The 22,918-nt window shown below is 39.9% G+C and carries 19 protein-coding genes, 1 tRNA gene, 1 pseudogene and 1 riboswitch; of the genes and pseudogenes, 16 read left to right on the top strand and 5 right to left on the bottom strand.

The genetic code is table 11. From position 1 onward, the window contains the following. Nucleotides 1-29 precede the first annotated feature (29 nt). Genes ABC374_RS25065 through ABC374_RS25050 form a run of 4 tightly spaced genes read left to right on the top strand, consistent with a single transcriptional unit; the run spans nucleotide 30 to nucleotide 4,251 of the window. A complete protein-coding gene (locus ABC374_RS25065; RefSeq protein ID WP_413020067.1) occupies nucleotides 30-1,298 on the top strand; it encodes an oligosaccharide flippase family protein in 1,269 nt (422 codons plus the stop codon). 4 nt (nucleotides 1,299-1,302) lie between these two features. Then, nucleotides 1,303-2,586: a hypothetical protein gene (locus ABC374_RS25060; RefSeq protein ID WP_350300755.1), complete on the top strand. Its 1,284-nt coding sequence runs from the start codon at nucleotides 1,303-1,305 to the stop codon at nucleotides 2,584-2,586. Continuing rightward, nucleotides 2,583-3,704 carry a glycosyltransferase family protein gene (locus ABC374_RS25055; RefSeq protein WP_413020066.1) on the top strand — a complete coding sequence of 374 codons (1,122 nt, stop codon included), beginning with the start codon at nucleotides 2,583-2,585 and terminating at the stop codon, nucleotides 3,702-3,704. Before ABC374_RS25060 ends, ABC374_RS25055 begins: the two co-directional genes overlap by 4 nt. Before the next feature lie 10 nt (nucleotides 3,705-3,714). Then, nucleotides 3,715-4,251 (top strand): serine O-acetyltransferase, encoded by a 537-nt coding sequence (locus ABC374_RS25050; RefSeq protein ID WP_413020064.1) that lies wholly within the window; start codon nucleotides 3,715-3,717, stop codon nucleotides 4,249-4,251. An 84-nt stretch (nucleotides 4,252-4,335) separates the two neighbouring features. Here the strand turns inward: ABC374_RS25050 and ABC374_RS25045 are convergent, their stop codons facing one another. Continuing rightward, nucleotides 4,336-5,628, bottom strand: a complete 1,293-nt coding sequence (locus tag ABC374_RS25045) for an NCS2 family permease (RefSeq protein ID WP_350300752.1) — start codon at nucleotides 5,626-5,628, stop codon at nucleotides 4,336-4,338. A 295-nt stretch (nucleotides 5,629-5,923) separates the two neighbouring features. Between ABC374_RS25045 and ABC374_RS25040 the strand changes: the two genes are divergently transcribed. Genes ABC374_RS25040 through ABC374_RS25030 form a run of 3 tightly spaced genes read left to right on the top strand, consistent with a single transcriptional unit; the run spans nucleotide 5,924 to nucleotide 9,670 of the window. Beyond that, a complete protein-coding gene (locus ABC374_RS25040) occupies nucleotides 5,924-7,525 on the top strand; it encodes a DEAD/DEAH box helicase (protein ID WP_413020063.1) in 1,602 nt (533 codons plus the stop codon). Between the two features lie 15 nt (nucleotides 7,526-7,540). Continuing rightward, entirely contained in the window at nucleotides 7,541-8,449 is a 909-nt protein-coding gene (locus ABC374_RS25035; RefSeq protein WP_413020061.1) for a phosphotransferase, read from the top strand. 33 nt (nucleotides 8,450-8,482) lie between these two features. Then, nucleotides 8,483-9,670 carry a class I SAM-dependent methyltransferase gene (locus ABC374_RS25030; protein WP_413020060.1) on the top strand — a complete coding sequence of 396 codons (1,188 nt, stop codon included), beginning with the start codon at nucleotides 8,483-8,485 and terminating at the stop codon, nucleotides 9,668-9,670. Nucleotides 9,671-9,776: 106 nt separating this feature from the next. On the opposite strand, the gene ABC374_RS25025 is transcribed toward ABC374_RS25030, so the two are convergent. Continuing rightward, entirely contained in the window at nucleotides 9,777-11,327 is a 1,551-nt protein-coding gene (locus tag ABC374_RS25025; protein ID WP_413020059.1) for an ABC-F family ATP-binding cassette domain-containing protein, read from the bottom strand. An 830-nt stretch (nucleotides 11,328-12,157) separates the two neighbouring features. Between ABC374_RS25025 and ABC374_RS25015 the strand changes: the two genes are divergently transcribed. Genes ABC374_RS25015 through ABC374_RS24995 form a run of 5 tightly spaced genes read left to right on the top strand, consistent with a single transcriptional unit; the run spans nucleotide 12,158 to nucleotide 15,611 of the window. After that, the gene (locus ABC374_RS25015) at nucleotides 12,158-12,919 is read left to right on the top strand and encodes a hypothetical protein (RefSeq protein ID WP_413020057.1); all 762 of its coding nucleotides are present in this window, start codon (nucleotides 12,158-12,160) and stop codon (nucleotides 12,917-12,919) included. Continuing rightward, nucleotides 12,909-13,631, top strand: coding sequence for a WxPxxD family membrane protein (locus ABC374_RS25010; RefSeq protein ID WP_413020056.1), 723 nt, complete (start codon nucleotides 12,909-12,911; stop codon nucleotides 13,629-13,631). The genes ABC374_RS25015 and ABC374_RS25010 overlap by 11 nt, the downstream gene beginning before the upstream one ends. Next, a complete protein-coding gene (locus ABC374_RS25005) occupies nucleotides 13,618-14,346 on the top strand; it encodes a DUF2705 family protein (protein WP_350300745.1) in 729 nt (242 codons plus the stop codon). The genes ABC374_RS25010 and ABC374_RS25005 overlap by 14 nt, the downstream gene beginning before the upstream one ends. A gap of 9 nt (nucleotides 14,347-14,355) precedes the next feature. Further along, complete coding sequence (locus tag ABC374_RS25000) at nucleotides 14,356-14,973, top strand: ABC transporter ATP-binding protein (protein WP_413020054.1); 618 nt, start codon at nucleotides 14,356-14,358, stop codon at nucleotides 14,971-14,973. Beyond that, nucleotides 14,970-15,611, top strand: a complete 642-nt coding sequence (locus ABC374_RS24995; protein WP_350300743.1) for a hypothetical protein — start codon at nucleotides 14,970-14,972, stop codon at nucleotides 15,609-15,611. Before ABC374_RS25000 ends, ABC374_RS24995 begins: the two co-directional genes overlap by 4 nt. 254 nt (nucleotides 15,612-15,865) lie before the next feature. On the opposite strand, the gene ABC374_RS24990 is transcribed toward ABC374_RS24995, so the two are convergent. Continuing rightward, the gene (locus tag ABC374_RS24990; protein ID WP_350300742.1) at nucleotides 15,866-18,055 is read right to left on the bottom strand and encodes a DNA topoisomerase III; all 2,190 of its coding nucleotides are present in this window, start codon (nucleotides 18,053-18,055) and stop codon (nucleotides 15,866-15,868) included. A gap of 224 nt (nucleotides 18,056-18,279) precedes the next feature. On the opposite strand from ABC374_RS24990, the pseudogene ABC374_RS24985 reads away from it, so the two are divergent. Continuing rightward, nucleotides 18,280-18,642, top strand: a pseudogene (locus tag ABC374_RS24985) (DNA topoisomerase III); the annotation flags it as partial. Nucleotides 18,643-18,696: 54 nt separating this feature from the next. Here the strand turns inward: ABC374_RS24985 and ABC374_RS24980 are convergent. Together ABC374_RS24980 and ABC374_RS24975 are read right to left on the bottom strand one after the other, a co-directional pair. Next, on the bottom strand, nucleotides 18,697-18,861 hold the full coding sequence (locus ABC374_RS24980) for a hypothetical protein (RefSeq protein WP_156404392.1): 165 nt from the start codon (nucleotides 18,859-18,861) through the stop codon (nucleotides 18,697-18,699). Between the two features lie 513 nt (nucleotides 18,862-19,374). Further along, nucleotides 19,375-19,448, bottom strand: a tRNA-Arg gene (locus ABC374_RS24975). Between the two features lie 175 nt (nucleotides 19,449-19,623). On the opposite strand from ABC374_RS24975, the gene ABC374_RS24970 reads away from it, so the two are divergent. From ABC374_RS24970 to ABC374_RS24960, 3 genes are all read left to right on the top strand, one after another. Then, nucleotides 19,624-20,502: a polysaccharide deacetylase family protein gene (locus ABC374_RS24970; RefSeq protein WP_413020053.1), complete on the top strand. Its 879-nt coding sequence runs from the start codon at nucleotides 19,624-19,626 to the stop codon at nucleotides 20,500-20,502. An 86-nt stretch (nucleotides 20,503-20,588) separates the two neighbouring features. Continuing rightward, nucleotides 20,589-20,763: riboswitch (cobalamin riboswitch) on the top strand. A gap of 165 nt (nucleotides 20,764-20,928) precedes the next feature. Next, on the top strand, nucleotides 20,929-21,894 hold the full coding sequence (locus tag ABC374_RS24965) for an ABC transporter substrate-binding protein (RefSeq protein ID WP_350300741.1): 966 nt from the start codon (nucleotides 20,929-20,931) through the stop codon (nucleotides 21,892-21,894). Then, entirely contained in the window at nucleotides 21,857-22,912 is a 1,056-nt protein-coding gene (locus tag ABC374_RS24960; protein ID WP_350300740.1) for a FecCD family ABC transporter permease, read from the top strand. Before ABC374_RS24965 ends, ABC374_RS24960 begins: the two co-directional genes overlap by 38 nt. Nucleotides 22,913-22,918 lie beyond the last annotated feature (6 nt).

Raw genomic sequence — 22,918 nt, 5'->3', positions numbered from 1 at the left:
TAAAATAGAGATGTGGCGTGGTTGAAAATATGAAAATAAAAAATGAATTTATAAATAAAATCCTTTTATTATTAACAGGGAATTCACTTGCACAGCTTATTCTATTCGCAAGTTCTCCCATACTGACAAGAATATATACACCAGAAGATTTTGGGGTGTTTTCAACCTATACGTCACTATTGGCCATTCTCATATCATTTTCATCTCTTTGTTTAGAAAAGGCGATTCCTCTAGAAAAAAACCATAGTAATATGGTTCACTTGATGTACATTAGCATGTTTACGATTGCCGTCGTTTGTATCCTGAATATAGGTTTGGGCTTCCTTAATCTATCATTATTTCGATTATACGGTATAGAAGCTTCGATTATGAATGACCTTTTGCTTTCAATTGGCCTGTTTTTTGCTGGAATCTATCAAGTGATGAGCTACTGGATGTTAAAAGAAGATAAGTTTAAAGGACTAACTCATTCTAAACTGCTTCAATCGATTAGCAATGTAACAAGTCAGTTCTCATTTATTTCCATTAATCATGTGACTCCAGGAATTGGTTTAATAGCGGGTGATATGATAGGACGGGGAATAACCCTTGTGTACATTTGGCGATATTACTTAAAGCGAATGCATTGGCCAAAAGTGAACTATAGGAGAATCGGTTATTTGCTTAAAAAATATGAGAAATTCGCCAAATACTCCACATGGTCAACCCTCTTAAGTTCCTTATCTCTGCAAATCATTTTTTTGTTATTGATGCGTCTATACGGACCTGACGTGACAGGGCATTTTTCCATGGCTTCAAAAACGATAGGTCTGCCCATTACGATGGTGGGAGCGAGTATTTCGACAGTATTCTATGCCGAAGTGGCAAAAAGCATTTCAAATGAACCAGGAAGAGTTTTACATTTGTATAAGAGCATTATTACTAAAACGGCCATGTTAGGTGTGCCGTTAATGGCAATTTTGGCATGGATAGCACCCGGTGTCTTCAGCTTTGTTTTTGGAGAAGAGTGGCGTGTTTCCGGTGAATATGTGACATTGATGTCATTTATGTTTATAAGTCAAGTGATTGTCATGCCGGTTTCTCAAATATTGTATTTAGCCAAAAAACAACGGACTCAACTCTTATGGGATGTTTCAAGGCTGTTACTGTCATCGATTGGAGTACTGGTCATTTTCATTTCAGGGGGTTCAGCTAAAGCAGCCATTTTATACTTTAGCATTTGTATGGGGGCCAGCTACTACTTTTTTGCTTTCCTTGGCTATAGGGCGATACATTCCATAGATCGAGAGGATATCTAAAAAAATGAAGCTGATTCAACTGGGTCTGGTAGGAATATACGTCTGGTTACTGGATATATCCTACGTTTACTTTATTTCCCCTGAATATGCTTATATGGGGTATATATATCGGCAACATCCAAGTGCAGTCATGATAGTGATTTCCATGTTTTTTATTATATTGCCAGTCATATTCATAAAAAAGGAACTGGATAAGCCGTCGGAACTCGTTTTCTGGATTTTGTATTTTATTGTCTATATACCGGTAGTATGGGTTCCGAACTATTTATTTACGCTGCAGCCTGATTTTATATATACGAATGTTCTTTTGTTTTTTTGTTTACTTATCATTGGGAATGTAAATAGATTGCCAGCCATGAAGTTTACACCTCCTAATGTTAATCTCGGTCTATTAAAAATCATTTTTGTTATAACATTATTGATTTTTTTTCTTTACATTTTCAAAGTTTCGGGGGGAATTAGTCTAAAGCCTCCTATAAATTCTGAGGATATCTATGATAAGCGAATGACCTTTCGAACAAAACTAACCCCTCTTGCAGGCTATATTATACAGTGGCTTGCAAAAGTATGTAATCCATTGGTCGTGACCATTGGATTATGCAAAAAAAAATATACCTATGTGGTTATCGGACTAGGGCTGCAATACCTTTTGTACACCGTCAATGGCTTGAAATCCACTCTTTTATCGACTGGATTATTAATCATTGTATTCATTGCTTTTCGGAAGAAGGGAAGGGATTTTTCCATACTTTTTTGTATAAGTCTTTGCTCGCTGTTAGGCATCAGCATTTTTCTGGATTTTATCCTTGATCAGGCATATTTTTCTAATTTGTTTGCCAGAAGGATGATCATCACACCGGGCTTGCTGACAAGCTATTATGTAGACTTCTTTTCAACTCATCCAAAAGCCTTGCTATCGTATAATATTTTAGAAAAATTCATAGATCCTGTTTATGACAAGAGTCCGCCATACATTATCGGTACAGAGTACTTTGGCCGACCAGAAATGGCAGCCAATGCCAATATGTTCGCCGATGCTTTTGCTAATTTCGGTTATATTGGATTCTTGGTTTATACAGTGATCTTAGCAGCGATATTATGGTTTTATGATAGCCTTACGCAAAATGAAAAGTGGCAAGGTGTCGGCATAATCCTGTTTGTTGTACCTGCATGGTGTTTAGCGGATACTGCGCTTACCACAACGTTTGTGACAGGCGGGATGTTTTTTACTTTCGTTATCATGTATTTATTGTTAGGGTCAGATTTACAAAAGGGAGATAACAGATGAAGTTATTTTATAATATTAGTTCGGTGCACCCATGGAATGATACGAGGATTTATTTTCGGCAAGCCTTTTCTTTTGGAGAAACGGGAATGTACAAGGTGAAGCATATAGCGATTGAAAATAACTTGATCCCTGAAAATATCCCTGCCAATATCGAAGTTGAACTGTTGACTAAGAAATCCAGGAAAGGGCGAATGTTGAATTGGATTGCTCTTTACCGCAAGATCAATAAAGATAAACCTGATGTGATTCAGTTTCATGATCCGGAGCTGCTGATTTTAATGAACATCATAAGAAGGATTCCCCGTTATCATCCAGTCATTGTTTATGACATGCATGAAAATGTACCAAAGGTCCTTATGAGAAAAAAAATCCCCGGAATTGCATTGAGAATGTATCGTCATTTGGAGAAACGATTGCTAAGGGCATGCAGCGGAGTCGTGTTTGCAGAAATGACGTATAAAGAGGATTATCAGTTCTTAACTTGTCCAACAACAGATGTGTACAATTACCCGAAAATTCCTGAAATGAAAGAAAACAAAGGAAAAGAGGATGTTTTCACCTTTATCTACCTAGGAAGCATCTCTGATATACGTGGCGGGGAAACCATGCTGATTCTTGCAAAAAGATTACTAGAATTAAAGAAAGTGTTTCATATGAAAATAATTGGAACGGGCAGGGAAGGATACATCGGAAAATTGAAAACATTCATCCTGGACAACGGCTTGGAAGATTATATCAGTCTAGAGGGTGTAATGGCCTTTGATAAAGCATTCGAGTCTATCCAGAAAGCACATGCAGGCATGGCATTTTTAGTTCCTGATCCTAATTTCATGGGTGGTAAAACAACAAAGTGTTTTGAATATATGGCCGCTGGCATTCCATTTATGGTCTCTGATTTTCTTATTCAAGATGTACTGGATAAATGGTGCTGTGGAGTGTCGGCCGATGTAGCAAACATGGATGATATGGTTCAAAAAGCGGTTTATTTACTGGAATCCCCTGAGGAAGCCGCGAACATGGGGGAACGAGGAAAAGCTGCATATAGACAAGAATATAATTGGGAGAATGAAGAGGAAAAACTACTATCTCTGTTTGATGAATTAAATTCATGCTCCTAGGAGGTTTGGTATGGGATTATTTAAATGGATAAATAAATTGGCGTTTATTAGTAACTGGGGGAGACTGGGCGGAATCCACGGAATAATCGTCATGTTTGTTTACCGGATAGGCAATATAATTTACTATAAAGTGAACGTTCCAATCTTAAAACAAGTATTATGGATTTTGTACCGCATGATTGATTTGTTAATTATAAGACTCTTCATGAACTGTGAATTTCCTGCGCAATCTCAAATAGGAAAAAAATTGCATCTCCCACATGGAGCTAAAGGCATTATAATCAATCCGTTTACTAAAATAGGGGATCATGTTACAATATTGCACCAGGTAACGTTCGGGCAAAGTAAAGAAAGCAGAAAAGCTCCTGAGGTTTGTGATTATGCATATATTGGAGTGGGCGCTAAAATATTGGGCGGCATCCGAATTGGCAATAATTCGAAAGTGGGAGCAAATGCTGTTGTTTTGACATCCGTTCCCGATAATTGCACGGCAGTTGGAGTGCCAAGTGTGATTAAAGGTAAGCAGAAAGAAAACGTTATAAAATAATTGCACGTAAACAAATAAAGGAGTGTTCAATTAGCCTAATTGAACACTCCTTTTTATTATCCCATGGTGCCCTTCATGAGATGATCAAGCCAGGAAAATCAGTTGATAAAGAAATAGAGCAGCAAACATGTACACGAACGGATGCACTTCACGGAATTTGCCTCTTGCCATTTTTAAAATGGGGTAGGCGATGAATCCGAGTGCTATCCCGTTGGCGATGCTTGATGTTAAAGGCATGGCGACAATGACCAAAAAGGCTGGGAATGATTCATCAAAGTGTGTCCAGTCAATTTCATTAATGCTCTTAATCATCATGCTTCCCACGATGATCAAGCTAGGTGCCGTGATTGCCGCTACATTTGAGACAGCTCCTATCAGCGGGCTGAAGAAGGCGGTTATTAAGAATAGGATGGCCACTACCAAAGCGGTTAAACCTGTCTTGCCCCCCGCTCCTACACCAGCTGATGATTCAACCGAGGCAGCGGTCGGGCTTGTACCGAACATTGCGCCGACAGTAGTGCCGACGGAATCTGCAAAGAAGGCACTGCCGGATTTTTCAAGCTTATTCTCCTTCAGCAATCCAGCTTGACGGACAATTCCTAATAAAGCACCGGTCGTATCGAATAGCATTACAAGTAAAATGGAGAAGACGACGCCATAAAGCCCATAGTTAATGACATCGGCGATAGATGTGATTGGATTGGCGACTATTATTCCTTCAGGTAAGGAAGGAGTGGAAACCAGGCCGTTAATTTGCAATTGGCCTGTAAAAAAAGCGATTATGGCTGTCACGATCATTCCGATGAATATCGCTCCCTGTACATTCCGAACGATCAGCACGATCGTTATGACCAGACCAACCAATGTAAGTGCCACACTTGGATCCCTGAAGCTTCCAAGGGTCACCAGGTTGGATTCATGCTGTGTTACGACACCTGACAAACGAAGTCCGATGAAGGTGATGAAAAGCCCGATTCCGGCACTGATTGCATGCTTCAAGTTATTTGGTATGGCCTCGATCAATTTTGAGCGGAAAGAGGTTAGGGATAAAAGGATAAAGATGATGCCCGTAACAAAGACTGCAGAGAAAGCAACTGTGTATGAGATATCATGGGTTCCCAATACCGAGTATGCAAAGTAAGCATTCAATCCCATTGCCGGTGCTATGACAATTGGGTAATTGGCTAAAAGGGCCATGCATAGGGTACCGACTATTATTGCGATTATGGTTGCTGTGAATGCCTGGTCGAATGGAACGCCGGCATCAGAAAGGATCATGGGGTTTACAACGATGATATAAGCCAGTGTTAAAAAGGTTGTAAGCCCCGCAAGTACTTCCGTCTTAATATTTGAATTCCGTTCTTTTAATTTAAACATGCGGTCACTCCTTTTTTCTATACAAAAAATCCTTGCAAAAATCTACAAGGAGGAGATGCTTACCCTTTTTCAAGTAAGTAGCTCGATGATAATAAATCTTATAAATTATATTAGAAAAATAAATAAAGTACAATAGCATGAAAAATTTTAAGGTACAGGTTTTCTCGAAAATAGATAATGATATACTAACAAATAGCTTAGACTAAGGATAATGACATGAAGTGAACGAAGCTGTTACCATTATAGTGGATTTATCAGTCAATTAAATGAAGAAATTCAGAAAGTAGGCCCATACATGACAGAATTCATCGACCTTGGCGTCAGCCCGGCGATTAATAAGATATTAAAGCAAATAGGAATATCCGCCCCTACCCCGATTCAGGAGAAATCGATACCAGATATCCTTGCTGGAAGGGATGTCATCGCGAAGGCGCAGACGGGAACGGGGAAGACTTTGGCATTTTTGCTGCCAATCCTGGAAAAAGTCGATCCCGCCGCATCCCACATACAATCACTGATCGTCACGCCAACGAGGGAATTGGCTTTGCAAATCACTGCTGAATTGAAAAAATTCGCTGATGAAATCGAAGGACTTCAAGTGCTTGCAGTTTATGGCGGACAGGATGTCGAGCAGCAAATGAAAAAGCTGACAAGAAATATCTCCGTGGTGGTCGCCACGCCAGGCAGGTTATTAGATCATTTACGAAGAGGCACCATCGATCTCTCACAAACTGGAACACTCGTGCTTGATGAAGCTGATCAAATGCTTCATATTGGGTTTTTACCAGAAGTGGAAGAGATCATGGGACAGCTTCCAGAGGAGCGCCAAACGCTGCTCTTTTCAGCGACGATGCCTGAACAGGTGCATCAATTGGCTAAACGCTACATGACTAAACCATTGACTGCCGCTGTGAAGGCTGAGCAAGTAACGGTCGAGAAAATCAGGCAGCTTGTCATCGAGACGACCGATCGTGCCAAACAGTCTTCATTAATCAACATGATCAAAGAAGAACAGCCATACCTTGCGATCATATTTTGCCGTACAAAACGGCGCGTTTCGGTTTTGAATGATGCCCTGAAGGCAGCTGGATTCAATTCTGAAGAGCTTCATGGTGACCTTTCACAGGCAAAGCGGGAACGTGTGATGAAAAACTTCAGAGACGCAAAGCTTCAATATTTAGTGGCAACGGACGTTGCTGCACGAGGGCTCGATGTAGAAGGCGTGACCCATGTGTTTAATTATGATGTACCCGAGGATGCAGAAAGTTACATCCACCGAATTGGCCGGACTGGCCGAGCGGGTGAGAACGGCTTGGCTGTAACCTTCATAGCAACGAAGGATCTTCAGCTATTAAGCGATATTGAAAAAGGGATCTCCATGAAAATCGAAAGAAGGACGATTGAAGGAGTGAAAATGTTCCAACCAGATGAGGTGAGGCAAAAAAGGAAGCGTCAAGAAGATTCTTCTGATGAGGGTACCCGCCGACCGCGGTCGGGAGGTGGAAGGAAACATCGGGAACGGATAGATACGAGAGGACCGAATCGAGGCAGTCACCGTTCTGTAAACCAAGCGGACAATCGTGAAGTCGAGAGGGAGAAACCACGTGGAGGCCGGATGGAAAACGGTCGTGGACCTATTCGTGACGATTCACGGGGAAGCCGTTCGGAAAACGGCCGTGGACCTATTCGTGATGATTCACGGGGAGGCCGTTCGGAAAACGGCCGCGGACCAAGGCGAGAGAATCCGCGGGGTGGCCGCTCGGAAGAAAGCCGTGGGCCAAAGCGTGACAATCCGCGAGGAGATCAAAGAGACAGCCGAAGATCTCCTAGTGCACAAGGTCCAAGTAATCGTAGGGGTGGATCTGGCAGCTTTTCTAATAGAGGGAGAAACCGGTAAAAGGGGGAGACGGGAGTGGAAAAGCCTTGGTTGGCAGAATATCCAGTTTCGCTGGAGCTGGCAGGGAAATTGATCATGCTGCAGTTTCCGGAAATTGAGTTGAAAGAGATCAAGCAACTTGGGGAGGGTTTCGATAACACGGTGATACAAATCAATGGGCAATTTGTATTCCGTTTCCCCCGCCGCCCTATTGCAGTTACGTTGATTCAGGTGGAAAGTCAGCTTTTGCCATCCATTGCAGGCACTTTGCCGCTTGCTATCCCTGAACCGATCTTTTTTGGGAAACCAAGTACCCTGTATCCTTATCCTTTTACCGGTTATAAAATGGTAAAAGGACACTTGCCTGAAGAAGAATCAGAGGCAAGTAAGGTCGAATCGGCAAAAAGGTTTGCCCGTTTTTTGAAGGTTCTTCACAGTTTTCCTGCGGAAAGGGCTATGCGTTTGGGTGTGCAGTCTGATGGGATGATGAGGCTTGATGTATCCTATCGAAAGAAATCACTTATGGAAAATGTCTCAAATCTATTAAAGCTAGGATACTTTGAACAGGCACAGGCGGTTAAGGATTTTGTTGAAGCCTTAGGCGATTTGGATGTTCAGCATCCGATTTCACTCGTTCACGGAGACATTCATATCCGGAATGTTTTACTTGATGACGAAGGCGTTCTCGCAGGTATCATTGATTGGGGAGATGTTCATATCGGGAATCCAGCCATTGATTTCTCCTTTTTATACAGTTATTTCCCAAAAGAGGCGCGCAGAGCTTTTTTCGAAATCTATGGTGAAATCGAAAAGGAAACAGAGAGCTTAGCCCGGTTCAGAGCCATATATATGCTTGTTACATTACTCGTTTATGGCATAGACCGCCACGATGAAGAGCTGATTGCCATTACGAGTACCGGTTTGAAATTTGCTATGGAAGAATAATCGTCATTCTCTTTTGATGTTTAGGAGGTACATATGAAGGCAAGTTATTATCATACAATCACCTTAATGGCGAACATGTTGGATCAAGCTAATATTCCATACCAATATACAGGTCGATCTGCTCTGTTCGTACAAGGAGTGGATATCGATGAATATCATAAAATCGACCTGGATGTACAATGGGATGTCTTTAATGAGTCTTTGGATCTTTTTTCCGAATACTCCCCAACAAAGCCTGAAAGAAGTCCTGAGACTGCATTCTTTCTAATGGATGTCGAGGGGGTTTCTGTCACTGTTCGCTGCCGGTTTAACACGACCATTAAAACGGACCCTTATCGCTTGTCCATAAAGATGGGGAATATGGAGGTTTGGTGCAGGTCGTTATACAGTTATTTATACGAAGAAGAAATGAGAAAGTACAGTACCGTGATTCATGCTTACTTATCAGCCGAGCAGAAGGGGTTCACAGCGGAAAATGAACAGGCGTGGAACCAGAATAATTATTTAGCGCTTGTCAATCGTTATGGAGATCCCGTGGAATTGGCATCAAAAATCAAGCAAAACCCAAAATGGAGACTGCACCCTTTTTATAAGTATATGGGAGATATATCCGGTAAAAAAATCACTCATTTGATGGGATCGAACGGTGTCAAAGCAGTTGCCCTTGCCATGTTGGGAGCTGAAGTGAAAGTTGTTGATTTTTCCCAGGAAAACGCAATGTTTGCAAATGAGCTGGCGAGTGGTGCCAATGTCTCCATCGAGTATATCGTTTCGGATGTCCTTTCACTATCATCCGAGCATGTATCAGGGAATCAGGATTTGATTTTAATGGAGCTCGGTGTGCTTCACTACTTAATAGATCTGCAGCCGTTATTTGAAAAAATTAAAATGATGCTGAAACCTGGAGGCCGATTCGTACTGCATGAATTTCACCCGATTTCAACAAAGCTCATTACTTCAAATGGTAAAAAACACAAAGTCACAGGCAACTATTTCGCTCCGGCAATCGAAAACAATGAGGTCGCATTTTCGAAGCATATGCCTAATGAGGAAAAAGGGAGCCTTTCAAGAGTTGTACAGCGTAAATGGACAATCGGGGAACTTATAACGTCAATAGGTCAATCAGGGCTGGTTATTAAAGTACTCGAGGAAGAACCTAATCATAAAATCCATGATATTGGGCTTCCGAAAACATATACCTTGGTGGCGGAACGAGTTTAAGCTGCATGATGAGGGAATGATAGCTGACTGAAGGAGCCTTTTCAGTCAGCTTTTTATTTATTCCATAATAAAGGGGATGCCGCGTACCGCGACATCCCCGAAAAAATTAATTTTGTGCCGACCATTCCTCTACATCCCATACTTTGGTTACCCAATCTTCATAGAAATCAGGTTCATGGCATACAAGGACAATCGTTCCTTTATACTCTTTCAATGCACGTTTCAGTTCTTCTTTTGCAACGACATCCAAATGGTTCGTCGGTTCATCGAATAACAGCCAATTGCTTTCGGTAAGCATGAGTTTACATAGGCGCACTTTTGCTTGTTCTCCACCGCTTAAATGGCTCATCGGACGTGTAATGTGCTCGTTTTTCAAACCGACACGGGCAAGAATCGCACGTACCTGCGGTTGGTCCAGATGCGGAAATGCATTCCATACTTCATCGATCGGCGTCGTATCGCCTGCTTTCACTTCTTGTTCAAAATAAGAAGAAAAAAGGAAGTCGCCAAGTGATCTTTTACCGCCTAGAGGATCGATTTTACCCAAAATCGTTTTTAATAGAGTGGATTTACCAACTCCGTTACAGCCGACCACGGCAATTTTTTCTCCCCGCTCGATGGTCATGGACAACTTCGGAAGCAATGGGCTGTCATATCCGATCTCCAGATCTTCACCTTCAAATACATAACGGCTGCTCGCACGTGACTCTTTAAAGTCAAAGGTAGGTTTCATTGCAGTTTCCGGACGATCGATACGTTCCATGCGGTTCAATTGCTTTTGACGGCTCTTTGCCCGACCGGTCGTTGAATAGCGGGCTTTATTTTTTGCAATGAAATCTTCCTGCTTTTTAATGAATTCACGCTGTTTTTCATATGCGTTAATATGTTGGTTTTTATTCAATTCAGCCAGCTCAAGGAATTTTTCATAAGTTGCCGTGTAACGGGTCAGTTTAGAAAATTCAAGATGGAAAATGACGTCGACGACGCCGTTCATGAACTCGGTGTCATGCGAAATTAATAAGAATGCATTAGGATATTCCTTTAAGTAGCTGCTCAGCCAGCGGATATGCTCTACATCCAAGTAGTTCGTCGGTTCATCAAGGAGCAGTACTTCAGGCTGTTCCAAAAGTAGCTTGGCTAGTAAAACCTTTGTCCGTTGTCCGCCGCTTAGGGCAGAGACATCACGGTCCAAGCCGATTGCATCCAACCCTAAACCGCGTGCCGCTTCTTCAATTTTAATATCCAGATTGTAAAAACCGCCGGCTTCCAGCTTGTCCTGAATCTCACCCATTTGTTCCAAGAGTTCTTCAAGTTCCTCCGGAGTGGCCGTCCCCATTTTTTCTGTTACTTCATTCAGTGCTTTTTCCTGCTCGAATAAAGGTAAGTATGCATCCCTTAAGACGTCGCGAATCGATTTACCTTTAGAAAGTATCGTATGTTGATCAAGATAGCCATATTCGACACCAGGTGTCCATTCCACCCGGCCATCATCATGGATGAGTTGCCCTGTAATGATATTCATCATAGTTGACTTCCCGACACCATTTGCCCCGACCAGACCAACATGTTCCCCGGCCATCAGGCGGAAGGAAACATCCTTGAATAAGGTACGGTCACCAAAGCTGTGTGCTAATTTATCTATAGAAAGTAAGCTCATTTATATTGAACCTCCCAATTAATTTGAAAAAATCCCTACGTTTCATCATACTAAAATCTGCACAGGAATGCTATCTAATCTATTAATTTACATAAATGTGGGTACTGAGAAGAGCGGCCCATCGAATACTGTGTTATGGAACTTCCGCCTTCTCCGCGAGTGGTCGATACTCTCTACTGCGAATCATAAAAAGGACTCAATTAAATGTCAAAAAAGACACAAGGAGTTTCAAATTTGAAACTCCTTGTGTCTTTAATTTTTATAAAATGAAGATATCCCATCTTAATTTATGAAGCTTTATTCGGGAAATCGGAGTAACCATCACAAATTAGAAAAAAGCTCATTCGAAATTACTATTTTGAGAACTGTTTCTGATTCATCCATTATAAAGGCCTTTTTTTTTTGCACAATATAATCAAGTTGAACAGGGTAAGTTTAATGGGTGTGGAGTCTCTAAATTGGCGCCGTTAGAGAACTATTACTTAGGGTGAATATAGATTATTGTAATTAACGGAATGTTAAAAAATTAGATAATGTGGCTTGATAAGGGAAGTGCTTCCTACTCACACCCAAGCAAATATTACCAAGGAAAGAAATATACAATAAAAGTTAAAAGTGCTGTCAGTGGTTCAGTACGTATTGGCGCTGAAAATAATAATCTTACTTCAAAATCACACACCGTATCAGGATATTGGGATCCAGCAGTACGTTAATAGGAAGATAGCATATCCATATTCATGTATGTTAGAGGCCGCCCCCTTTTTACCATCATGAAAGATTTGTAAGAAGGGGGCTTATATGATATTTAAAATGCATAACAAGGAGAAAAAATGAAAAGTCAATTTAGTAGAGTGTTAAGAAATAAATTAAGCCGTATTGTAATTTTAGCTATCATCCTGATTCCTTGTATGGAGATCATTCAGTTATTATCGGCTGTTATTTATGAAGATTCCTATCTGGCGGAGGCCTTTTTTCTTTCAGGGTCGACGATTGGACATGTAACACAAATTATTTTACTGTGGTTTCTCCCACTTTACTTACTGGTGATTTGCTCAGATGATCCTATACAAGATAAGAAGACAGGCGTTAGAGACATTTGGATTTCTAAATTAGGAAAAAAGAAATACTTCTTTGTTAAGCTTAAAACTGCTTTTATTATGTCTTTTTCTGTGATTTTTTTAGCCTTAACAATAAATTTTCTAATCAATTTTCTTTTTTTTGATATGGCTGGATTTAGTTCAGCGAACAATTATGACGGAGTGTCAGGGGAAGCTTTTTTAAAGAAGCAAGTGGAAAGTCCTTATCTTAGTATCTTTTTATTTTCCTTAACAACCTCTTTTTTTGCGGGTTTGATAGGGGCTGCTGGTACTTGCTTTAGTATGCTGACTTACGATAAAAAAATAACGTATCCAGTAACGTTTGCATTTTGGTATATCCTTATTTCAAATAAGGAGTCGGTAATGTATCTATTTCAACCGTTTGCCGAGTACGGGTTAGAGACTTTAGTACCCATTTTTATTACTTCAACTCTTGCTTTTCTTATTCTGTATATATTGACGTACCTCCATGAGGTGAAGATAAATGAAATCTAAACGGTTGCTTTCAACTATCTGTTTATTCCTGTTTATGGTGGTGCTTTGGTATAAACAAACAAGTGACTTTGTTCATCTTCAACCACTTTATAACAGGTTTCTCTCAATAAACTCTAATATATATTCGCCGAATTCAATCGAAGCACATGTGCTATTTTTCACTTATCCTTTTTTGATGTTCGTAAAAAACACTGCAACTCCAAGTCATGCAGCAGCAACAGTTAGATATTTAATGCGTGGTGCAAAATATCAGAAGGACGTTCTAAATGCTTTCTATGCAGTTCTTATTTTCGTTACAATCCATCTTTTCATTTTAAGTGGCTATAACTTTTTCTATTTGGGAAGTGTTTTTTTAAAAGATGTAAGTTTTGTTCAGATCCTATTATGTGAGTTTCTTGGTCTTGTTTTTTATTATTTCTCGCTAGCTCTTCTTTATATAGCGATTAAAACGATCCTAAATTCAGATATATTATCTTACTCTTTTGTGTTTTTTATTGTGACATTGACTTTCTTTTTCAATAAGTTAGTCATGCAAGAGTTGTATACACCGATTCGAGATCTAGCAAATATCGTTTTATTATTAGTAGCTTCTGGTGATATGTACAGTATAGTAACGATTTTTTTGCGCCAAATAACGATTGTCGTAGTCCTGCTTGTTTTTGGGTGGAACATGTTTCAAAGGAAGGATTACCTGAAAAATGACTCAATTTAGAAATGAAGCGTTCATCTTGTTTATTGTTGCACTCATCCAATATGTATATTTCATGAATGATAGTTTAGCTCATTCTTCCTTTCCGTTTTTGGATGGGGTACCGACACCAGTTAGTTATCCTCACTCAGTTACCTATTTAATGGGCTGGTATATATCGATAGCTGCAAGTAGCTTCATTTTATTAGGACACATCTCGGATTCACTATTTGATTACGGAAAATATATCATTTTAAGGGGAAAAAGTAGGATTTCATGGCTAATGTCTAAAGTAATCCATATGTGGAGGGTTGTACTGGTTTTAGTTTTTTCTCAATTAATTGCTACAACTTTTTTTCAAACAATCTTGGAATCTGATCCTGTACTTGAATTTACACACCTGTTTGAAGGTATATTGTTTTATGTGTTAACAATCATGGCTATTTTATCCATACAAATGATATTGGAACTGTATATGAAATCTCAATTGGCGTTTATATTAACCAATTGTTATGTGCTTCTATCAATAACGATTGTTGAAGGTTTCGTTCAAAAAAAAGTGCTATTTCATGTGTTTTTCCCGAACCTTTCAATGAGTTTTCGCAATGGCATTATTGCTAATCCTAACTTGCAGGAAACGGTAGGCCAATTAAATGAGCCGGGGCTTTTTTTAGTTGTTATTATTTTGTTTCTGCTTTGTCTTTCCGTAATAAGAATAAAAAAAATAGAATTAATGTGAGGAATTATAATGATTGAAGTCCATGACTTATCAAAGAAGTTAAAAAAAAATAATGTTTTACAAAACATCACTTACACCTTCGAAAAAGGGAGAATCTATGGTTTGGTTGGAAAAAATGGATCTGGTAAGACCATGTTGCTTCGGGCGATAGCTGGACTTATTATTCCAACTGAAGGCAGTGTAACCATTAATGAAAAAGTATTGCATAAAGATATTTCGTTTCCGCCAAGTATCGGTATTATTATTGAAAATCTCGAATTGCTTCCCCAATTCGATGCTGAGACTAATTTGAAAATTCTTGCTGCGATTAAGAAAACAGCGTCGCTCGAAGATATACAACACGCCATAAAGAGACTTGAGCTGGATCGGTTCGGTACATTGAAAGTAAGAAAATATTCTCTAGGTATGAAGCAGCGACTGAATATAGCACAAGCAATTTTTGAAAAACCTGAAATTATTTTATTGGATGAACCAACTAATGCAATTGATGAAAAAGGTGTGGAACTTGATATTTTTCAAGAAGAACGGGAGAGAGGTGCAACTATCATTATTGCCACTCATAATAAAGAGGATGTTTTCCCGATTTGTGATGAAGTTATAGAAATTAGTAATGGACGGTTAAAATGATGAGAAAATCTCAAATGATTTTTTTGGTTATCACATTTGTATGTTTACTCACAATCATATCCATACCGGAATTCATAAAATCTCTTACGCCAAATGAACACCTTGAAACAAAAAAAATCAAGGGCGGAGGTATCGAATACAGACTCACACAAGGCAACTTCCATGTAGGAAACGATATTCCAGAGGGGTATTATGACGTTACAAGCGATGGTGATAATTATTTTAATGGTACTCAACTTTCAGATGGTGATCATTTTTTAGGTTTGAAACTTTATGATGAAAATATAGCCCAAGTTAGTGGAAAAGGAACAATTAAGCTTGAAAGATCAGCTTTTTCACCAGTTAGTAAAGATGGTGATGTCTATAAAATACATCATTCTGGTTTCTATCAAATTGATGAACAAATAAAATCCGGAAAATATATCATTACTTATGAAACCAGGAATAATGAATCATTAAAGGAGGATCCATGGTTCCAAATTATATCTGATGATTTGCAAAAAATTATAGGAGGAGATTCCTTTGGAGATGCTAATCAGTTTGAAATTGACCTGAAGGAGAATACATGGTTGGAACTTAACCAAAGTGGATTTTCGACTAATAAAAATGTTTCTTTCTTCTTAACACCTGTAAAATAGGCGTAAATTGACACTTAATAACGATATAATCTTCATCTTTTGTTCTGCTCCACACTGTACGTGCAGCTTTCACCTCATAAAGCTTCCAAATCACTCATTTTACGAAGATTATGTACGTTCTTTATCTCAAATGGACTTCGACAGGGCATTTTAAAGATTGGTTATCGTCTCGTTTTGGGTTGCGGAAATCAATTTGGATGTTTTGCCCTCCGCTCCCTAAATCTACATTTTCGGGAGTGGAGGGCAAAAAATTATTATTTATCTAAATTAAACCCTTTTAATAAGTCCGCAAATGGATTATTAATCGGTTCGGCTTCTTTTTCCTGCTCTTTTAAATATTTCTGAACGGAACGTTTATCCACTTTTCCACCAGACTCTTTTTTACGTCTTGCTTCAAAAGCAGATAGTTTCTCGCGGTATCCGCATTTACATGTGAAGATTTGACCATCGCCTTCACCACGTAGTTCCATTTTCTTTTTACATTGTGGACAGCGTGCATTCGTTACACGGGCGACATTCTTTTTATGGCCGCATTCACGATCTTGGCAGACGAGCATTTTGCCTTTTTTGCTATTCACTTCAAGCATTGGCTTACCACAGTCTGGACAGGATTTCGTTGAGATATTGTCATGTTTATATTTTTTGTCACTCGTTTTGATTGCACTGACAATCTCTTTTGTGTAATCTTTCATTTCATTGATGAACACATCTTTTTTCAGTTTCCCTTTTGCGATTAGCTCGAGCTTTTGTTCCCACTCAGCTGTTGTTGCAGGAGATTTTAGTTTTTCTGGCACTAAATCTAAAAGCTGACGCCCCTTAGCTGTGATATAGATTTCCTTACCGCCACGTTTTTCGAATAAGAACGAATTAAATAATTTATCGATGATATCAGCACGAGTGGCTACTGTACCAAGTCCTCCAGTAGATTTTAACGTGTCCACAAGCTTTTTATCATTTGTTTTCATGTATTTCGTGGGATTTTCCATTGCTGATAGTAAAGTCGCCTCAGTAAAGCGTGCTGGGGGCTTTGTTTGGCCTGACGTTTGAGTGATTATTTTTGTCTTTAATACATCGTCTTTTTCAATACGAGGTAATAACTGCTCTTTTACATCATCTGATTCTTCATCATCAAAATGGTTTGCATAAACTTCTTTCCAGCCAGAATGAATCACTGTTTTTCCTTTAGCGATAAATTTTTGATCCCCGATTTTCGTTTGCACTGTTAATTGCTCATATTCAAATGCAGGGAATAAAACAGCTAAGAAACGTTTCACGACAAGGTCGTAGATTTTGCGTTCTTTGTCAGTGAAGGATGAAATATTTACGTAACCTTCAGTTGGAATAATGGCATGGTGATCACTCACTTTACTATCATCCACAAATCCTTTTGACACTTTAATAGGTTTACTTAACACTTTATTTGCAAGAGGACGATATTCACCTATGGCACATGCTTTTAAACGCTCCGGAAGCGTACTAACGATATCGGATGATAAATAACGTGAATCTGTACGGGGATAAGTCAAGACTTTGTGTTGCTCGTACAATTTTTGCATAATGTTCAATGTTTCTTTAGCAGAATAGCCAAAGAGTTTATTCCCATCACGTTGTAACTCTGTTAAATCATATAGACCAGGTGCGAATGTTTTCTTTGCTTTGCGGTCAATGGTAACAACAGTCGCATCTTTACTTCCAAGTGATTTCACGATTGCGTCGGTCTTTTCTTTATTAAAGCTGCGACTATTTCCATTTTCATCTTGCCACGTTAACTTGAGTCCATCCGTTTGGGCTTCGATTCCATAATAGGTTTGCGGTTTGAAATTCGCAATTTCCTCTTCGCGTGCTGCAACCATTGCAACTGTTGGTGTTTGAACACGTCCACAGTTTAATTGTGCATTAAATTTTGTCGTTAAGGCACGAGTTGCATTCAAGCCGATATACCAATCCGCTTCCGAACGTGCTACTGCAGAAGTATACAAGTCTTCATAAGCTTTACCAGGCTTTAAGTTATTGAATCCATCTTTAATAGCTTTATCTGTTACAGAAGAAATCCAGAGTCGTTTGATAGGCTTATGAACTTTTGCTTTATCAATAATCCAACGTGCAACTAATTCTCCTTCTCTCCCTGCATCAGTAGCCACAATTACTTCATTTACATCACTGCGATTTAATTGTGTTTTAACAGTATTAAATTGCTTTCCTGTTTGTTTCATGACAACTAACTTCATGTGTTCAGGAAGCATAGGAAGGTCTTCCAGTTTCCAGGTTTTATATTTAATATCGTATGCCTCTGGATCTGCTAGTGTAACTAAATGTCCTAATGCCCACGTAACGATGTATTTATCGCCTTCTAAAAACCCATTGCCTTTTTTATTGCACTTCAATACATTTGCGATATCACGTGCAACTGAAGGCTTCTCAGCAATTACCACACTTTTTGACATTTGTTCAAACTCCCTTACTAACTATTTACCGTCTAATATAACATAATTTCAAGGAGGAAATTGCCCCATACACTCCTATTTTAGAGGACATAATAGACATTGCTTGTTTGAGAATTTAAACTTCTTTTTTTAAGCGTGAAATTTCATTTAACTTTTTTAGGAGAAATTGTAGTTTCTATATTTGAATAAATCTTAAAGTAGGAGATATTCCATATTCGTCCCCGTCAGGAACGAAATGTCCTGATTGCGGCAAGCTGATGCTAGAAGTGAATAGTAAAAAGGGAAAAATGCTCGTCTGTCAAGATCGTGATTGCGGCCACAAAAAAAGTGTTTCACGTGTAACAAATGCCAGATGCCCGCAATGTCATAAAAAGATGGAAATGCGCGGTCAAGGAGAAGCACAGACATTCACCTGTAAATGCGGTTTTCACGAAAAACTATCTTCTTACAATAAACGAAGAGGGCAAAATAAAAATCAAAAAGTATCCAAAAATGAAGTATCCAATTATATGAAAAAGCAAAATAAAGAAGAGCCGATTAATACTGCATTGGCAGATGCCTTGGCGAAACTGAAATTCGATAAATAAAAGAAAAAGGATGGAGCAATCGCTCCATCCTTTTTCGGTATATTCCTGCTTCGACTAAATTTCATTCAGTACGGTGCCATGTAATTCATATTCAAGTGTTTTGTCAGTGTGTGTGTGTTTATCCGAATCTACTCGTATGAGCGTACTGAATGGCTTCTGATCACCCGGACTGAAAATTGCTTCATCATTCTCTGGATTCCATAGGCTGTAAATACTCATGATCGTATCTTCCTCCTTTGGATGAGAAGACTAGTAATTCCCATGTTTGATTATCATCCAACTCTTCAATTGACTCTAACGCTGATCACCGGGACTAAAAACCGCTGCGTCATTCTCTTTGTTCCATTGGCTTCTGATTGTACTCATCATGCACTATCATCTCCTTTGGTGAGAATGTCTTACAGTATTTGTATACCCGGATTGGACAGGTTAAAACATATATTTCAAAAAAAGACATGATTATATCCAGAAATCCATTATTTTTTTCAGGTATATATTGACGTAATAAATACAACGCTTTTTACTATCAAACAGTTTGTATTCTTGTTCGCCAATATTTCCAACCTTTATGCATAGTTTGCAATCAGATTTTTTATATCTATATGGCTTGATGAAATAATTTAGCTTTGAGATCTGCGTTTTCTCCATCAAAAAATCAATTGTTCTTAACCAACAGAAAAAACCCCCTGTTACTCCGCGGAAGGACCGCTTGTAACAGGGGTTTATAATTAGCGTCCCAGATAGGAATCGAACCTACGACCTACAGCTTAGGAGGCTGTCGCTCTATCCTGCTGAGCTACTGGGACATATAAAAAAGTCGACGACTTATTTATTATATTTCTTATAGGCAAACTTTTCAAGCTAATAGCACATACTTATGAAAAAAAATCCTTACTCTTGTCTTTCCCTTTTTTTCATTTAATGGAATACTTTATTAATCGCTAGTTTTCTGGTACTATTTCACTATAAAAAATTAGGAGAATGATAGTGGGAAAATATAGAGTTTTATGGATGGCGGCATTGCTGGGGATTTTGATTTTACCTGGATGCTCACAAGGGATTTTAGAAGGTATAGGCACAAAGACTGCTGCACCGATTGCGGAAGATGAAATTGAAGTCGCCGAAGCGGCGGAGAATGCGGAAGGGCAGGAATTGGAGGGCAAAATCGATACGGAAGACTGGATAACGGTCGAGTCCGACGTCCAGCTTCCAATCTTGATGTATCACAGCATTTCTGAAGGTAATCGCCTTCGGGTTCCAAGGGAGGAATTCCGGTCTCAGATGGCTTGGCTTCGGGAGAATGGCTACTATACATTATCCCCTGAAGAAGCATTCCTCGTATTAACCGAGAATCGGATGCCAAGTGAGAAGTGCGTCTGGCTTACTTTTGATGATGGCTATACAGATAACTTCACGGAGGCTTTTCCGATAATAAAAGAAAATGATATGAAAGCAACTGTCTTCATGATCGGGAAGTCCATTGATAAAGGTCATCACCTGACTGAAAATCAAATGATGGAGATGAGCAGGAATGGGATTTCGATCGAAAGCCATACTATCAACCATTTGGAGCTGAACCGCATGACGGCAGAGCAGCAAGAAGCTGAAATGGTCCAGTCGAAGGAGCTATTCGACCGTATTCTCGACCAGGACACGACAGTGCTTTCCTATCCGGTTGGCCGGTATAACGAAGAGACTCTCAGGCTGTCAGAGGAAGCTGGATACAAGATGGCAGTCACTACCGAACCTGGGGGAGCTTCAAGGGAACAAGGGATGCATGCCCTGCATCGAGTTCGGATTTCACCCGGGTTATCAGTCGATGGGTTTGCGTCACTGATTGAAAATGCTTCAAATCATTGAAGGTGGCAGGGGCATTTCGAACCTGTTCAGAAAAATCATTTAATAATCGATTCTTACATGGTGTATAATGAAGGCAGTGAAAATTATATACATATGAACGATTTGGTGTCGTAATGACTTAAAAGGGAAGCTGGTGAAATGCCAGCGCGGTCCCGCCACTGTATATGGGAGCTGACGGCTGTGTACCACTGTATGAGATATGGGAAGGTGCCGTTGACGATGACCATGAGCCAGGAGACCTGCCAAAATTCGTACACCTGTAACCTACGCGGATGGGAAGGTGTGTGGCAGACCATAAGAAGTCCGTAATGATATTGTTGCCATACAAGCACCTTCCGTTTAACGGGAGGTGCTTTTTGTTTTGGGGGCATCTTCCAAGATTATGAGGTGGAAAGAAATTAAATAAAAAGATTGTGGGGAATGAAAATGAAGAAAATTTTTGGTCTGATACTGTTGATGTTGCTTGTTGCAGGCATGATGGTCGGCTGCAGTGACACTACTGATGAAGGAAAAGAAAAGCAGCAAACGAATCATGCTCAACACGAAGCTTTCCCGATTACGATTAAAGATGCAACTGGGGAAAAAGTAACGATAGAACAAAAACCGAAGAAAATCGTTTCGTTAATACCAAGTAATACGGAAGTGGTCTTTGCACTTGGTTTGGGTAAAAAGGTCATTGGTGTTTCCGATAATGATAATTACCCGGAAGAAACGAAGGAAATTGAGAAAGTTGGCGGAATGGAAATGAACACGGAGCTGATTGTCTCCATGAAGCCTGACCTTGTTCTTGCGCATGCATCAAGTGCCCATAATTCGAATGAGGGTTTACAACAGCTTAAGGATGCTGGAATAGATGTCCTCGTAGTCAATGATGCACAAAGCTTTGACCAAGTCTATGAGTCTATTGAAATGATTGGACAGGCAACGGGTGAACATGACAAGGCAAACGAAATCGTTGCGGATATGAAAACGAAGCTCAAGGATATCGAGGAAAAAGCCAAATCCGTAAAGGAAGAGGATAGGAAGACAGTTTTAGTGGAGGTTTCGCCTTCACCGGAAATATACACACCGGGAAAAAATACTTTCATGAATGAGATGCTTAATATTATTTCAGCGGATAATGCTGCTGCTGATTTGGACGGTTGGGCAAAAATTGATGAAGAGTCGATGATTGCTGCAAATCCTGATGTCATCATTACAACTTATGGTTATTATACGAAAGATTCAGTAAGTGAAGTGAAGGGCCGAAAAGGATGGCAAGACGTAAATGCTGTTAAGAATGGCAAAGTCTTTGATGTCCATTCTGACTTGGTGACCCGTTCCGGTCCACGCTTGATAGAGGGAGTAGAGGAACTTGCCAAATCAGTCTATCCGAACCAATTTAACAACTAAATGGACGTTTGCTTATTTGATTGCGTTGTTAATTTTGTTATTCGCAATGACGATAGGCATTTCCTTTGGTTCGGTGTCAGTACCGATTCCCGTACTTTTACAAATAATCGGCAAGGAGATCTTTCATTTGCCGATTTCTGCTGATCCGGATGTGATGCTGACGAATATCGTGATGAACATCCGCTTGCCGCGTGTGTTGCTTGCGGGTTTGGTCGGGGCATCGCTTGCGATTGCGGGTGCGGCATTTCAGGGGCTGCTCCGGAACCCGCTCGCTGATCCTTACACATTAGGTATTTCATCAGGAGCATCGGTCGGCGCCGTATTGACAATATTCTTGAATATATCACTGCCGTTCATCGGTTTATACACTCTTCCGGCACTGAGCATCTTATGCTCAGTGCTCACGATGCTCTGCGTATTGACTTTTGCAAAAAAAATGGATCGATCGATGAAAGTGGAAACGATCATTTTAACGGGAATCATTTTCAGCTCGTTTTTAAGTGCATTCATTTCATTGATGATTGCGCTGACGGGTGATGAATTAAGACAAATCATCGGCTGGTTGATGGGAAGCGTTTCAATGCGCGGATGGAATTATATTGCAATCATTTTGCCGTTTTTTATTCTTGGTTCGTTTATCTTGATCATGAATACAAGTGAATTGAATGCGATGACTTTTGGGGAAGACCGGGCAAAACACTTAGGTGTGAATGTTAAGCGGCGGAAAATGTGGATCTTGATAGCCGGTTCGACATTGACAGGGGCAGCGGTTGCCGTTTCAGGGGCGATTGGCTTTGTAGGATTGGTCATTCCTCATTTTGTCCGAAAGATATGGGGACCTGACCATAAACATTTGCTTCCGCTGTCATTGTTGATAGGAAGCGGATTTCTAATTTTGGCTGACTTTGTAGCACGGACGGTCATTGCCCCATCGGAACTGCCGATCGGGGTGATCACCTCACTTATCGGGGCACCTGCATTTGCGCTGATTTTATTAAAGAGACGGAGAGAAGGGTAAAAACGG

Origin of the sequence: Peribacillus phoenicis (genome assembly GCF_047238085.1) — a bacterium.
Lineage (GTDB): Bacteria > Bacillota > Bacilli > Bacillales > DSM-1321 > Peribacillus.
Note: the sequence above shows the minus strand (reverse complement) of the source record. Positions and strands in the feature narration are given on the sequence as shown.